Below are 14401 nucleotides of genomic sequence, written 5' to 3' on the forward strand. Positions count from 1 at the left end.
TGCTTGAAAGCTTCTCCAGCTGTTCGCTACGCGAGGTCAGCTCGACAGTCCGAGCGACATCTTTCAGCGACACGCGGATTTCATCAAGGGAACTCCGATGCTCTGAAAGCTGTTTCTCAAACCGCCCATTGATCTCGTCAAGACGCTCCAGGACATCGCCGTGAAGCCTGTCGAAAAGCCGGCGAAGCAAAGCCCGATGGTGATCCAGCGAAATCCCCGTGGCTCTCGTCGAGGCCTCGATCACGCTCGACAACTTCTCTACTTTATCCAGCCGCTGCGCCAACTCCATGTCCCGCTGGCTGACCGCCTCAGTGGTGCGATCAATCTGATCGGAAACGTCGCGAAACGCGGAGAGGACCAATGGCCTCAATTCGCCCACCGCCGCCCGCCGCAGGGAGTCATCGAGCTTCAACACCTTACGGTTGATGCCGTCGAGCGTTTCCTGGGCCATCAACAGCGCGCGCTGCTGATCGGCGACCTGTTGCATGTTATAGCCAACGCGCCGATATGCCGCGATCACTACCAGCCCTACGACGAGCAAAAGCGCCGTACCACCAATCACAACGTAAACGTTATCGCGCAGTAGAACTCCAACCATCAGGAATATCGCCGCGGCGGAAAAAAGGACGCCCGTTGCCGTCCGCTTCCAGGTAATTAAAGGCATCGATGAAACCCCTCTTTCGTCACGTCCCGCGGGCTATATGAATGCAGCTGATTCGATATCTGATTTGCCGCCGAGTCGCTGCGCACGATTAAGCAGGTCGCTTTCATCCATAGCCCAGGTGTGAAACCCCTCACTTGCACTCCTGTACCTGACGAAATTGAAGCCATCGAGCGCTGCCAAACCATATCCACTCTCATAGCAGCGCCTTATGAAGTCGGAATCCGACCCCCCGCGTCGACGCTCGCAGAAACGCACGTCGTCAAGGAGCTGTCGTTTACCCACAAGGGTGCCACCGGCTACAAGGGCAGCACTGGCTTCTTCGGGACCGTGCCACAGATTCGCTTTCGCACCCCACACAGGGTCAAAGTAGAGCGAATCATCTTTCTCCCGATAAGCGAACATCGGCGGCTTTCCGGCGACGCTGTAGTCAACAAACTGCCGACCCAACATCAGGTCGGTCAGGTAATTCGGACCATAGATATCGTCGTCATCGACCTTCGCCCAGTAGTCGGCGTCGGTCGCGTCGATCGCCCTGTTCAGACAGGCGCCCAGACTTCTCTCGCCCCCAACCTTCATGAATCTGATCTGCTCATCAGGACGAGCCATCTTCCGCGCGGCGGCCAAGTCGTAATCACCGTGAAGGACGACAACCAGCTCCTTGTCAGCATAGTTATCGCTGCGATAACGCTGAAGACAATGGCCCAACATTTGGGGGCGCATGGTGACGAGAATCATCGCCACTGATGCGGACCGGGATCCCGTTCGCTCACGTAGTGCCAAGTCACCCGCAATCTGGTTCAAGCGGTGCGCTACGGTATGGGAGCTCAGCAAGTCGCGGCGGGCCCTATGGCAGAGCTTCATTGCCGAAAGCGGGTTGCTCTTAATCTCGTCGAGCCAAGGCAGCATCCCCGCCTCGTTCCCATGCCATGCAACAGGCAGCCCGCTCATTTCACTTGGGGAGCCGGCCAACGATCCGACCAGCGAGCCACAGGCAATCGCGCGCATCATCGCTTGCTCACGTTGCCAAGGCAACCTGAAACTGCCGCGGGCAAAGACCTCCGCAGCAACCAGCTTGTTGACGACAGCCTTTCCCTGCCTGTCGACGCAACCCACGACGCTGGAGGCAAAATCAGGGATATCTCCCAGCCGCACGCCCCCAAAGTCCCAGGCACTCTCACACACGAGAAGGCCGCGCCCCTTCAGTGCGGCGATCGCATCACGCGTGGGCCGCTGGCGAGCGAGTTCCCACCAGCCATCGAACAACACTCGGTCAGCGAACCACGGCGCAGCCTCCTCAAGCGCATAGGTGCGCAGGGGGTTCTCAATCGCAGGCTGCACGGCAGGCGGCAGTGTTCCGGCCGATGGCCGGGGGAAGTCCCGCGCGATCCGCTCTGCAAGCTCTTCCGAAACGCCGTACGCCCGATCAACGAGCTCTACGAGCCACGCGAAGTCTTCGTAGTTGCTCAGATCTTCGCGAAACCACAGCACCGTGGGCAACCCTATCGTCCGACAGTGCTTCAACAAGAGACGAAGCTCGCCACTTCGTTTTCCGTCGCGCAGGCACGCGTATCGCCAGTCGCCGCCGGACGCAACCCAGACCGGCTCCACGAGCAGGAAGTCAAAGCACTCGGCTTGCAACTGGGAACGCCACCCGAGCTCAGCAACCCGCTCTACCTCTGCATCATGCCCGAGGTCGTTTTCGAGCTCGCAACTGCCAAGAAACGCTACCCGGTAGCTCGTTCCGGACTTTCGGGGAGCCGTTCGCAGCGCATCCGTGGCACTGGTTGCATCGATCAAGCTGTAGGTGTCGTTGCTGAACGCGGCATCGACCGCTGACGTTCGCCTCAGCTGGGCAGGAATCTCGATCTGGACACCGGTCTCGGCAGCCGGTTGCCGCGGCTCCCCTGAAACAAGACGCCTGATCGCTCGCAGCGGAGCCGTGACTCGCCAGGATGTACTTGAGAGCAGTTCCCGACGTTCGGCTTCACTCTGCTCCAGCGCTTGGCGCAGGCGCCGCACTTCGATGCTGATTGCCTCGGTGCTGCCATCGGCATCCGACGCCAAGGCCTCAACTTCGCTTCGACCGCGCTCCGTCATGACATCGCATCTCGTACACTCGGAGCGATAGCAGCGCCAGCAGCGACTTTCTCCTCGAGCATCGCCTTCTTGGCCGCTTTTTCTTCCTGCACAATCCGCTTGTAGTCAGCCAGCGCTTCCTGGATCGGGCCGATGAAAACCTGACGGCCATAGTTGATCACCATGCCCTTGTTGCAAAGTTTCTTGGCCAGATCGGTGTTGTGACTGGCCACCACCACGATTTTGCTTCCCTTGACCCGGTCAACCAATCGGCCACGCGCCTTCTTGACGAACTGCGCGTCACCGGCGCCAAACCATTCGTCCAGCAACATGATGTCGTGCTGGACCGAAGTCGAAATGGCAAAACCGAGCCTCATCCTCTGCCCGGATGACAACGTCAACAGGCGCCGGTTGGCCAGATGCCCCAGCTCCGCGAAGTCAAGGATGTCACCGACCATGGTCCGCACCTTCGCTGCAGGGATGCCCATCGCAGTGGCGCGCAAATAGATGTTCTCGTGCAGGGTGCCTTCTGGGTTAAACCCGAGACTGAGGTTGAGGAGCGCCTGCCGGGATCCACGCACCTCCAGCCGCCCGCGGGTCGGGCGGAAAGCTCCGGTCAAAACACGGAGCAAGGTGGTTTTACCAGCACCATTGCTACCAATCAGCGCGACGCGGTCCCCTTCCTCAATATCGAAGGTTACTTCGTCCAGCAAAGTCGCAAACCTGCGGCGGGGAACCGCGGTCGCTGCGCTGATGAGGGTTCCAAGCCACGAATCCCCCTGCCGCTCAGGCTGGGCGTAATAAGGAACGTCCAGTCCGATGTCATGCGCGCGGATGTAGGCATTGTTCACGATCTCTTTGCCTCCAGTCAGATCCACAGCGGCACGAAACGTGCATAACGACGGTACAACAATGCCGCTAGAACCCACCCGAGAACAGTCATGATGCCGAGGTACCAGATGGTAATCGGATCTATCGGCTGTCCCAACAACGGCGCACGCACAAAGTTGATCAGGTGATATGCAGGGTTGGCCTGCACAGCCCACCAGAAATAAGTCCCGGGAGGAAAGCGATCACCCACCCACAAGATAGGGGTCAGGAGCATTCCGAAACGCAGTGCCGTGTTGATCATTTCTCCGGTGTCGGCGTGGCGTGCGCCGATCAACGACATGCACATCGACCACCAGACCATGTTGACAATCACTACTGGAAACGTCAGCAGCATGGTGAACATACTTGTCAGGTGTACTTCCGGCGACCATACAACCGCACCGATGACAACAATCCAGGTGCAGAAAAAGTAAAAAAAGGCCTTTGATATCGACCGAAGCACAAAGTCTGTCAGCCGGATACGGCCATCCATGATGAACGGCTTATGGGACCGCAGGATGGAGGCGGACTCGTTCGTACACTGCACCATGAAGCGGTAGATCACGTACCCGATTGCAAGATAGGGGATATAGAAGGCAGGCTCGTGCCCCATAAGGCGCGAATAGATGCTCCCAATGACACCTACAAATACCGCAACTGGAACAAAAATCCAGACAAGACCCAATCGTGTCCGGCGGTACTTGGTGACAATATCGAGCCAACTGGAGTAGGCCCAGAATTCAGGGAACCGGGTACTGGCCCGCAAGTGGCCAAGGAAGGATGCAGTCATGTTGTCGTTCGTAGTGCTGTCAACCGGCAAGTGCCTGCTCCAGGTCATCCTGTAGATCCGTCACCGCCTCCACCCCCACGCTCAACCGCACCAGGTCATCCCCCAGCCCAAGTTGCTCCCGCCGCTCCACCGGCACGCTGGCGTGGGTCATCACCGCCGGGTGGTTCACCAGGCTCTCGACGCCGCCCAGTGATTCGGCGAGGGTGAACAGCTTCGTGCGCTCGCAGAACCGCTTGGCGGCCTCGTAACCGCCCTTCAACCGCACCGAAACGATTCCGCCGAATCCGTCCATCTGCCGCTTGGCCAGCGCGTGCTGCGGGTGCGACGCCAGCCCCGGATAGAGCACGTCCTGCACCACATCGTGCCCTTGGAGGAACTCGGCGATGACATGCGCGTTCTCGCAGTGCGCCTTCATCCGCAGGTGCAGGGTCTTGAGGCCGCGCAGGGCGAGAAAGCTGTCAAATGGTCCCTGCACGGCGCCAGCGGAGTTCTGCAGGTAGGCGAGCTGCTCGGCCAATTCCTCGTTGTCCCCCACCACGACCATGCCGCCGACCATGTCGGAGTGGCCGTTGAGGTACTTGGTGGCCGAGTGCACGACGATGTCGGCACCCAATTCCAGCGGGCGCTGCAGGATCGGCGAGCTGAAGGTGTTGTCGACCACCACGGTCAGGCCGTGCTTGTGGGCGATGGCCGCGATCAGTTCGATGTCGACCAGCTTGAGCAGCGGGTTGGTGGGGGTCTCAATCCAGACCATCTTGGTTTCCGGCCGGACTGCGGCCTCGAACCTGGCGGGATCACTCAGGTCCACCCAGTCGAAGTCCAGCCCGGCGGTCCGCCGGCGCACGCCTTCGAACAGGCGGTAAGTGCCGCCGTAGACGTCGTCCATGGCGATCACGTGGCTGCCGCTGTCCAGCAGTTCGAGCAGGGTGGCGGTGGCGGCCATGCCGGAGGCGAACGCGAAGCCGCGGCTGCCGCGCTCAAGGCCGGCTACGCAGCGCTCGTAGGCGAAGCGGGTCGGGTTGTGGGTACGCGAGTACTCGAAGCCCTGGTGCTTGCCCGGACTCGACTGGGCGTACGTCGACGTCGCATAGATCGGCGGCATCACCGCGCCGGTGGAAGGGTCCGGCGCCTGCCCGGCATGGATGGCGAGCGTGCCGAGGCCGCGGCGCGAAGTCTTGTCATCGGAGTGCTGCATGTCTCTCCCGTGTGGCCGTCGAACGGCCTTAAACCGCAAAAAGCGAACCCGGCATTCTAGCAACGAGGCGGGAGGGCTCCTTAAATATTCTTCACGCCGACGCGACGACGTCCCTCAAGGCCACTGCCGCTGTCCTGGCTGACGCCGTCCAGGACCACGGGGCCACGGGTCCCGGTTCCAGATCCAGCCCGACCGAGAGCTCGCCGCGCCGATGGCGGTCCGCGATCCGGGCCAGCTCCGCGGCGATCGACTCGCGCTCGCCGCCGCAAGCCCAGCCGCGCCCGAGCTGGCCGACAAGCACACCGGTCGCATCAAGACCCGCACCGGCCAATACGTGCAGCACCGGCCGCCCCGCTCCCAGGTACTCGTAGAACTTGCCCGGCACTTGACTGGGGTCCGCATTGGCCAGGTTGACCAGCACGTGGACCTCCCGCTGCAGGGCGAGCAGCCGCCGATGGGGAACCCGGCCAAGTAGGCGCACCTGCATGGCGTGCTTCCGTGCAGCGGCGGCCAGCCACTCCGGCACGTTGCCGGAAGCAATGTTGAGCCGGATACCGGGCACCGCGAGTACCGCTTCGACCAAGGCCTGCGGATGCCTAAAGCTGTAGAAACTGCCGGCATAGAGCAGTTCCAGCGGTGCGGCAGGATCGGGCGCGGAAATCCGCGCACCGGCACCGGCGAACTGCTCGTCGAAGCCCTGCGTCACCACCGTCGCCCGGGCCACACTTCCGTATCGCTCGCGGAACAGCTCCAGCGCCTGAACGGCGGTGACCAGCACGTGATCGGCTTCGCGTACTACCGCAGCCTCGAGTGAAGCCGCACGCCCGCGCCACCTGCGGGGGGTATAGCCCGCCAGCACCGGATCGCCCAGGTCGGCCACCCAGCGGAAGCCACGCCGCTTCGCTTCAAGGCCCAGCCGCAAGGTGGTGGCGGGCTCATGGGAGGACACCACGACATCGGGCTGGACCTCATCCAGAAGCCGATGCAGGGCCTTGCGTGCCGGCCGCTCCCATTCACCGCGCAGGTCCGGAAACAGCAACCAGGAACTCGCGTCCTGCAGGTGCTCCAGCAGGCGCCCCTTCCAGTTCAGGCGTGGAGGCTCGGCGGTCGGCGGCAGGTCCAAACCTGCCGTTGTCTCCCCACTTCCAGAGGCTGACGTGACGGTTCCTGCCGCAGCAACAACCGAAGCCGCCGGGCGCCGCCGCGCAAGAAAGCCCAGCAGGGCCCGTATCGGACCCGGCCAGGTGCGATGCACGTGCACGCCGGGCCCAGCCTCCGGCAAGCCTTCCATGCTGCCGCCGATATCCGGCGCAAGCACATGGATCTCATGACCCATTTCGGCCAGCCGGTTGCCCAGGTAAGCCCAGCGCAGCGACTGCGGCGACGGGCTGGGTGGAAACTCATAGGCGATCAGGAGGACGCGCAGGGGCCGTGCGCGACCGGAGCCGCCCCGGCCCGCGTTGGAGGGCGTCTCGTCCACGGTGCCCCGGATCACTCCACCCGCCGCCGCAGGTGATTCAACAGGTCCATCCTGGTCACCAGACCGAGGAACCTGCCCCCCTCCGTCACGATCGCCACGTGCCCGCGCTCGAACACCGGCAGCAGCGCCTCCATCGGCTCGCCCACGTCCAGCACGTCCAGCTTGCTGGCCATGGCGGTGCTCACCGGGTCGCGGAACTTCGCCTCGTCGCCGTACACGTGCAGCAGCAGGTCGGACTCGTCGATAAGGCCGACCAGGCGGTCGTCCTCCATCACCGGCAGCTGGCTGATGTCGTGCAACTTCATGCGCTGATAGGCGGTGACCAGCAGGTCGCTGGGGCTGACGACCACGGTGTCGCGGTTGGCGAAGGGGCGGCCGATCAGGTCGCGCAGGTCGCCATGGCGCTCGCGCTCCAGGAAGCCGTTGTCGGCCATCCAGTAGTCGTTGTACATCTTCGACAGGTACTTGTTGCCGGTGTCGGGCACCAGTACCAGGACGTTCTTCGGGGTGGTCTGCTCGCGGCAGTACTTCAGCGCGGCGGCCAGCAGGGTGCCGGTGGACGAGCCGCCCAGGACGCCTTCCTTCTCCAGCAGCTCGCGAGCGGTCAGGAAGCTCTCCCTGTCGCTGATGGCGTAGGCCTTCTTCACGCGGGTGAAGTCGGAGATGGTCGGCAGGAAGTCCTCGCCGATGCCCTCGACCATCCAGCTGGCGGACTTGTCGGACAGGGTGCCTTCGTTGATGTACTCGGTGAGGATCGAGCCGACCGGGTCGGCCAGGATCAGCTCGGTCCCGGGCGACTGCTCGGCGAAGCAGCGCGACAGGCCGGTCATGGTGCCCGAGCTGCCGCAGCCGAAGACGATCGCGTCCACGCCGCCCGCCTCGGCCATCTGGGCCAGGATCTCCGGGCCGGTGCCGTGCTCGTGGGCGGCCGGGTTGTCCGGATTGCCGAACTGGTTGATGAAGTAGGCGCCCGGGGTCTCGCTGGCGATGCGTTCGGCCAGGTCCTGGTAGTAGTCCGGGTGGCCCTTGGCGACGTCCGAGCGGGTCAGCACGACCTGCGCGCCCATGGCCTTGAGGTTGAAGATCTTCTCCCGGCTCATCTTGTCCGGGACGACCAGCACCAGCTTGTAGCCCTTCTGCCGGGCGACCAGGGCCAGGCCCAGGCCGGTGTTGCCGGCGGTGCCCTCGACGATGGTGGCACCGGGCTTCAGGTCACCACGGGCCTCGGCGGCCTCGATCATCTTCAGGCCGATCCGGTCCTTGATCGAACCGCCGGGGTTCTGCGACTCCAGCTTCAGGTAGATGGTGCAGGGGCCGGTGTCGAGGTTGCGGGCGCGGACGATCGGGGTGTTGCCGATCAGGTCGAGGACCGAGTTGGCGATGGGCATGGGGGCACTTGGTGCGGGTGTGCGGGGATTCTACCCGGGTGGGCGAGCAGGCAGCCCCGCTTGGCCGCAGGGTGCGGTCCCCTGCTGGCCGCTGCGCCCGCTCTCCCAAGGCCCACACTTCTTGCGGTATAAATGTCGGGCGCCCGTCTAACAGTTACCTGGAGCACCGACATGTCCGATCCTGTTCAACTTGCCACGGCCCGTGAACTGGCTGCGGCCGGCAGCGTCCGCGACACCCTGCTCGTCGGGCAGCGCGGTGGCTATGCTGTGCGGTTCAAGATCGGTGCGGGCGAACGCACCTTGGTCACCAAGAGCGGTTCGCCGCGTCTGTTCACCGGCATCGATGCGGCTGCGCGTGTGTTGGGTGGTCTCGGGATCGCCCGCTACCGGGTAGATTCCAGCGGTCTGGCTGAAGAGGACCTGCCTCGCAGGCGCCGGCCCGATCGCGCTGTCGCGCTCAAGCGGACACACGAGAATGCGGCGTATCTGGAATTCCTGCAGCAGCGGGCCGAGGCAGGGCGCCGCGACACGGTGCGCTACACCGACGAGCAGGTGAATGAGCGAATGCGGACGCTGCGCACCGGGCGCAGGGCCTGATGGCCGTCGCGTGGTCGAAGCGTGCAGCCGACGAGCGCGAGCGCCTCTTCCTTGAGCTCGGGACGAAGAATCCCCAGGCAGCGGACAGACAGGATGATGCGCTCAGTCGGCTGGTGAGCTCGCTGGATGGCGTTGCCACGTATCAGCAGCTGCCGGATGGTACCTATTACGTGCCGGTGCAAAGGTATCCCATCGTGGTCCTGTATGACCGCGATCCCGCCACAGGTGATGTGCTTGTGCTCGACGTGGCGCCGGCGCGGTCGAACTGGAAACCGTAGCGGGCGGGGTATGGGCGTCCAGGGGAGGCGGAGGTGCAAACGGGCGGTGACACCCCCCTGACGAGGAAAGGGACCGCCACCGCCCGCATGCGGTACGCGTGATCAGTGCGTTCGGGCGTCGTACATTCGCTGCAGCTGGTCCTTGGCGGCCAGCTTTTCACGCTTCCACTGCGTGACGGTGTCCGGGTCCATCGGCAGGACCCCCAGTTCGGCATCTGCGACCTTCTTGTCCAGTTTCTTGTGCTGCTGGTAGAGCTGCCGGAACTCGCGGTCCGAGTTCATCAACGACTCGACGTCCTGCTGCGACTGGTCTTCGAACATGATGCGAGGCCTCCTGTGTGACAGAAACACGACGCCCCGGCCAAGGCCAGGGCGTGCGGGGTGGGTCACGGGTCGGGCGGCGGCGGCGATGGGCTCGCCATCACGGCGGCAGTCGCTGTCGAAGCGGACTGCGGTGTGCCCATGGGGCGGGATGGTGGAGTCGATCGCTCGCGTCATCGGCCTGGCCCTCCAGGCGGGCGGAATGCGCACCTGGATGATTGACCCTACTCCTGGGGTCGGGGGGCGGCAAGGGGCCGGGGCGGAGTCAGGGTTGTGAGGGGTCGGGCGGGGTTCAGAAGCGCCACGCGCGTCCCTTCTCCCGCTTGCGGGAGAAGGTGCCCGGAGGGCGGATGAGGGCTGCTTTTGCTTGTTCCTTGAAAGGCAAAAGCAGAAGCAAGAGCAAGAGCTGCCCTCACCCCAACCCTCTCCCGCAAGCGGGAGAGGGGGTAAGAGCGGGGGGGAGAGGGGGTCTAGTCGTCGGATTCGCGGAGCAGCTCTTCTTCCAGCCGCTTCAGCTCCGCCTCCCGGCGCCGTGCCTCGCGCAGCTTCGCCGCCTGGGCATCGGCCACCCCCTCCAGCGCCCGCTCGACGTCCGCCATCGTCTCGGCGTCCGTCATGGTCTGCGCCCGCAGCCTCGCGGCTTCCTCGGCCTGGATCTGGGCTTGGATGCGCAGGCGTTCGGCTTCGGCGCGGGCGGCGGCGGCGTCGCGGCGGCTGGCTTCCACGATCAGTTCGCTGCGTTCACGGTCAAGGCGGTCGGCTTCGCGCTGCAGGGCCTCGGTGCGGGCGGCGACCTGGGCGATCTGGACGCGGCGTTCGGCGACGTAGCGGGCGCCTTCGAAGTTGCTCGAGCGCGCCTGGGAGGCGGTGTCGATGGCGTGGCGGGCCTGCAGGCGCTCGTAGGCGGCCAGACTGCCCAGTTCGGCGTCGGACTCCAGCTGGACCAGGTCGGCTCGCAGGGTGGCCAGGGCGGCGTCGCGGTCCTGGGCGTGGGCCGGGGCGGCGACGGCGAACGCCAGGACGGCGGCGGCCAGGAGGGTGCGGGCGGTGCTCATCGGCGGTCCTCCAGCTGCAGCTCGCGGCGCAGGCGTTGGACCTCGGCGCGGCGCTGGGCGACCTGCGCGGTGGCCAGGGCCTCCAGGCTCAGGGCGCGGGCCAGGTCGGCGTCGGCGGCGGCGGCGAGGGCGTAGGCACGGGCGTTGTCGTTGTCGCCCTGGGCCATGGCGGACTGGGCGCGGGAAAGGGCTTGCCGGGCCAGTTCGATCTGCTCGCGGGCGTACTGGTCGGCATCGGCGCCGGTGGCGCGCACGACGGCCTGCTGGGCGGTGTTGAGCTCGCTGGTCGGCGGCGGGACGGTCGCGCAGGACGCGAGCACGCAAGCGAGAACTGTGCCCGCCAGCAGGCGGCCGAGATGTGAGAAGCTGGGCGTCATTGGGGAGCCGGCTCGCATGTAGTGTTGCCGGCATTCTGGGCAAGGCACCGCCGTACCGCAACGCCGCGGCGCCGCCCGCCCTTTGTCCGAATACTGATTACCGGGGGCGAATCGATGGACATCGGCTACTTCCTGAAGCTGATGGTGGAAAAGAACGCGTCGGACATGTTCCTGACCACCGGCGCGCCTGTGTACATCAAGATCGAAGGCCGCCTGCACCCGCTGGGCAACACCGGCCTGCCCCCTGGCATGGTCAAGAAGATCGCCTACTCGCTGATGGACGAGGGCCAGGTGCCGATCTTCGAGCGCGAGCTGGAGCTCAACACCGCCTATGCCCTGCCGGACACCGGCCGCTTCCGCATCAACGTGTTCAAGCAGCGCGGCGAGGTGGCCATGGTCATCCGCGCCATCCGCAGCGTGATCCCGTCGATCGAGGAGCTGCAGCTGCCGCAGGTGCTCAAGGACATCATCATGGCCCCGCGCGGGCTGGTGCTGATCGTGGGTTCGACCGGCTCGGGCAAGTCGACCACGCTGGCGTCGATGATCGACCACCGCAACGCCAACGTGGCCGGCCACATCCTCACCATCGAGGACCCGATCGAGTACCTGCACCGGCACCGCCGCTCCATCGTCAACCAGCGCGAGGTCGGGCTGGACACGCACGCCTTCCACAACGCGCTCAAGAACGCGATGCGCGAGGCGCCCGACGTCATCCTGATCGGCGAGATCCTCGACCAGACCACGATGGAAGCCGCGATCAGCTTCGCCGAGACCGGCCACCTGTGCCTGGCGACGCTGCACTCCAACAACGCCGACCAGACCATCGAGCGCATCCTCAACTTCTTCCCCGAGGCCGCCCACCGCAACGTGCTGATGAACCTGGCGCTGAACCTGCGCGCGGTCGTCAGCCAGCGCCTGGTGGTCGGCACCGACGGCCGCCGCGTCCCCGCCACCGAGGTGCTGATCAACACCCCGCACATCCGCGACCTGATGCGCCGCGGCCAGGTGCACGAGATCAAGCACGCCATGGAGGAGTCGCTGGAGGAAGGCATGGAGAGCTTCGACCAGTGCCTGTTCCGGCTGGCGAAGGAAGGCAAGATCGACCAGGACGAGGCGCTGCGCGCGGCGGATTCACGCGATGGGCTGGCGTTGAAGTTCCGGCTGTCCGAGGGCGCCGGGGCGGAGCACGATCCGTATGGGGATGTGTTCAGTCCGCAGTAGTGCCGGGAGACGCGGTGGGGGTCGTGTGGTTCCCGCTAGGAGGGATTGAAAGCGGGAACGGGGAACGGGGAACAGGGAACGAAAGGTCTACGGGCGCGGTGCGTCCGGCTGGTTTTCTGGGCGTGCGGCGTCGAAGGCGGGGTGTGCGAGGCAGGCGGCTTCTACCCGGCTGATGGTCGGGTACGCCGACATGTCGACGCCGAAGCGGCGGGCGTTGTAGACCTGCGGGATGAGGCAGCAGTCGGCGATGCCGGGGGTGTCGCCTACGCAGTAGTCGCCGGTGCCGGGGTGGTCGGCGAGCATTTCCTCCAGCGCGGCGAAGCCCTGCCCGATCCAGTGCCGCACCCAGTCCTCGCGCTCGGGCTGTGGGACGTTCCAGGTGTGCTCGAAGAACTGCAGCACCCGCAGGTTGTTGAGCGGGTGGATCTCGCAGGCAACGGTCTGGGCCAGTGCGCGGGCCCGGGCACGCTCCCGGCTGCCGCTGGGCAGCAGCGGGTGCCGGGGCCAGGTTTCGTCCAGGTACTCCAGGATCGCCAGCGACTGGCGCAGTACGCGCTCCCCATGCTGCAGCACCGGGACCAGTTCCTGCGGGTTGAGCGCGTGGTACTCGTCGCTGTGCTGCTCGCCGCCGTCGCGGACCAGGTGCACGGGCACGGTCCGGTACTCCAGGCCCTTGAGGTTGAGCCCGATGCGCACGCGATAGGCCGCGCTGGAGCGCCAGTAGGAGTGGAGCTGGAGCTGGTCGGCCATGGTGGTCCTTTCCTGGATCATCTGCTTCGTCCGTTATATACGCGCGCCGCACGCCGAACGTCATCCCCGCGTACGCGGGGATCCAGGGGCGGCTTTTGGTGGCGCCGACGTCCTTGGGTTCCCGCTTTCGCGGGAACGATGGGGCCTAGGCCTTCGCGATCTTCTGCTCGATCGCGCCGAAGATGCTGTTGCCCTCGCGGTCCAGCATCTCGATGCGCACGGTGTCGCCGAAGCTCATGAACGGCGTCGACGGCTTGCCATCGCGCAGCGCCTCGACCGTCCGCAGCTCGGCGAAGCACGAGGCACCCAGGCTGGTGTCCTCGTTGGCGATGGTCCCGGAACCAACGATGGTGCCGGCCGACAGCGGCCGCGTGCGGGCGGCGTGCGCGACCAGCTGGGCGAAGTTGAACTGCATGTCCACGCCCGCCTCCGGCGCGCCGAACCACTTGCCGTTGACGTGGGTGAGCATCGGCAGGTGCAACTTGGTGTCGCGCCAGTCGTCGCCCAGCTCGTCCGGGGTGACGAACACCGGGCTGAGGGCCGAACGCGGCTTGGACTGCAGGAACCCGAAGCCCTTGGCCAGCTCGCCCGGGATCAGGTTGCGCAGGCTGACGTCGTTGACCAGCCCGACCAGCTTGATGTGGCCAGCGGTCTGCTCCGGGGAGGTGCCCAGCGGCACGTCATCCGTAACGACGACGAGTTCGGCCTCCAAGTCGATGCCATGCTCCTCGCTCGGCAGGAGCACCGGGTCACGCGGGCCGTGGAAGCCGGCGCTGGTCGCCTGGTACATCAGCGGATCGGTGTAGAAGCTCTCCGGCACCTCCGCCCCGCGCGCCCGGCGCACGCGCTCCACGTGCGGCAGGTAGGCGCTGCCATCGAGGAACTCGTAGGCCCGCGGCAAGGGCGCGGCCAGCGCGGCGAAGTCGATGTCGAAGGCACCCTCCGCTTTGCCCTCGTTGAGCGCGGTGGACAGCTGTTCGAGCTTCGGCGCCGTGGCCTCCCACTCCTCCAGCGCACGCTGCAGGGTGTCGGCGATGCCGGTGGCGCGCACGCCCCGCGACAGGTCGCGCGAGACCACGATCAGGGTGCCGTCGCGGCCGCCTTCCTTGAGGGAACCAAGCTTCATCGATGCCTCCTACGTAAACGGGCGCGCCTGCCTGGGCGCAATCGTTTCAATTGTAACGAGTGCTGAGTCGCCGTCATCCCCGCGCGCTCGGGGATGGCGCAACAAAAAACCCGCCTTGCGGCGGGTTCTTCGTGAAGATGGCAGCCCCGGATGGATTCGAACCACCGAATGTCTGAGTCAGAGTCAGATGCCTTACCACTTGGCGACGGGGCT

Annotated in this window: 15 protein-coding genes and 1 tRNA gene; 3 read left to right on the forward strand and 13 right to left on the reverse strand. The window is 65.2% G+C overall.

The genetic code is table 11. The features are described from left to right. The 7 genes from G545_RS13875 to G545_RS0106485 form a co-directional block, all read right to left on the reverse strand. Window positions 1-664: hypothetical protein (locus tag G545_RS13875; RefSeq protein ID WP_043711483.1), on the reverse strand; the 664-nt coding region annotated here is incomplete at its 3' end. Between the two features lie 33 nt (window positions 665-697). Then, the gene (locus G545_RS0106460) at window positions 698-2728 is read right to left on the reverse strand and encodes a glycosyltransferase family A protein (protein WP_161625774.1); all 2031 of its coding nucleotides are present in this window, start codon (window positions 2726-2728) and stop codon (window positions 698-700) included. A gap of 29 nt (window positions 2729-2757) precedes the next feature. After that, on the reverse strand, window positions 2758-3591 hold the full coding sequence (locus tag G545_RS15260; RefSeq protein WP_161625775.1) for an ABC transporter ATP-binding protein: 834 nt from the start codon (window positions 3589-3591) through the stop codon (window positions 2758-2760). A gap of 17 nt (window positions 3592-3608) precedes the next feature. Further along, window positions 3609-4400: an ABC transporter permease gene (locus G545_RS0106470; protein ID WP_161625776.1), complete on the reverse strand. Its 792-nt coding sequence runs from the start codon at window positions 4398-4400 to the stop codon at window positions 3609-3611. A gap of 19 nt (window positions 4401-4419) precedes the next feature. After that, the gene (locus G545_RS13885) at window positions 4420-5595 is read right to left on the reverse strand and encodes a cystathionine gamma-synthase (protein ID WP_036135721.1); all 1176 of its coding nucleotides are present in this window, start codon (window positions 5593-5595) and stop codon (window positions 4420-4422) included. Window positions 5596-5686: 91 nt separating this feature from the next. Continuing rightward, a complete protein-coding gene (locus G545_RS0106480; protein WP_154656530.1) occupies window positions 5687-7075 on the reverse strand; it encodes a glycosyltransferase in 1389 nt (462 codons plus the stop codon). A gap of 11 nt (window positions 7076-7086) precedes the next feature. Beyond that, window positions 7087-8463, reverse strand: coding sequence for a pyridoxal-phosphate dependent enzyme (locus G545_RS0106485; protein WP_027069671.1), 1377 nt, complete (start codon window positions 8461-8463; stop codon window positions 7087-7089). 171 nt (window positions 8464-8634) lie between these two features. On the opposite strand from G545_RS0106485, the gene G545_RS13890 reads away from it, so the two are divergent. Together G545_RS13890 and G545_RS0106495 are read left to right on the forward strand one after the other, a co-directional pair. Further along, window positions 8635-9060 carry a hypothetical protein gene (locus G545_RS13890; RefSeq protein ID WP_197050167.1) on the forward strand — a complete coding sequence of 142 codons (426 nt, stop codon included), beginning with the start codon at window positions 8635-8637 and terminating at the stop codon, window positions 9058-9060. Beyond that, window positions 9060-9338 carry a type II toxin-antitoxin system RelE/ParE family toxin gene (locus G545_RS0106495; protein ID WP_027069672.1) on the forward strand — a complete coding sequence of 93 codons (279 nt, stop codon included), beginning with the start codon at window positions 9060-9062 and terminating at the stop codon, window positions 9336-9338. Before G545_RS13890 ends, G545_RS0106495 begins: the two co-directional genes overlap by 1 nt. Window positions 9339-9440: 102 nt before the next feature. Here G545_RS0106495 and G545_RS0106500 read toward each other — a convergent pair whose 3' ends face one another. The 3 genes from G545_RS0106500 to G545_RS0106515 form a co-directional block, all read right to left on the reverse strand. After that, window positions 9441-9659, reverse strand: coding sequence for a YdcH family protein (locus G545_RS0106500; protein WP_027069673.1), 219 nt, complete (start codon window positions 9657-9659; stop codon window positions 9441-9443). Between the two features lie 470 nt (window positions 9660-10129). Continuing rightward, a complete protein-coding gene (locus G545_RS13895) occupies window positions 10130-10714 on the reverse strand; it encodes a hypothetical protein (RefSeq protein ID WP_052106482.1) in 585 nt (194 codons plus the stop codon). Beyond that, entirely contained in the window at window positions 10711-11034 is a 324-nt protein-coding gene (locus G545_RS0106515; RefSeq protein ID WP_244874617.1) for a DUF4398 domain-containing protein, read from the reverse strand. Before G545_RS0106515 ends, G545_RS13895 begins: the two co-directional genes overlap by 4 nt. Before the next feature lie 171 nt (window positions 11035-11205). On the opposite strand from G545_RS0106515, the gene G545_RS0106520 reads away from it, so the two are divergent. Next, window positions 11206-12312 carry a PilT/PilU family type 4a pilus ATPase gene (locus G545_RS0106520; protein ID WP_027069675.1) on the forward strand — a complete coding sequence of 369 codons (1107 nt, stop codon included), beginning with the start codon at window positions 11206-11208 and terminating at the stop codon, window positions 12310-12312. 87 nt (window positions 12313-12399) lie between these two features. Here the strand turns inward: G545_RS0106520 and maiA are convergent, their stop codons facing one another. From maiA to G545_RS0106535, 3 genes are all read right to left on the reverse strand, one after another. Next, window positions 12400-13062, reverse strand: coding sequence for a maleylacetoacetate isomerase (gene maiA, locus G545_RS0106525; protein WP_027069676.1), 663 nt, complete (start codon window positions 13060-13062; stop codon window positions 12400-12402). Window positions 13063-13207: 145 nt separating this feature from the next. Continuing rightward, complete coding sequence (locus G545_RS0106530) at window positions 13208-14188, reverse strand: fumarylacetoacetate hydrolase family protein (protein ID WP_027069677.1); 981 nt, start codon at window positions 14186-14188, stop codon at window positions 13208-13210. Window positions 14189-14326: 138 nt separating this feature from the next. After that, window positions 14327-14401: transfer RNA gene (locus G545_RS0106535), tRNA-Gln, on the reverse strand.

This window comes from Lysobacter defluvii IMMIB APB-9 = DSM 18482 (genome assembly GCF_000423325.1).
Classification (GTDB): domain Bacteria; phylum Pseudomonadota; class Gammaproteobacteria; order Xanthomonadales; family Xanthomonadaceae; genus Novilysobacter; species Novilysobacter defluvii.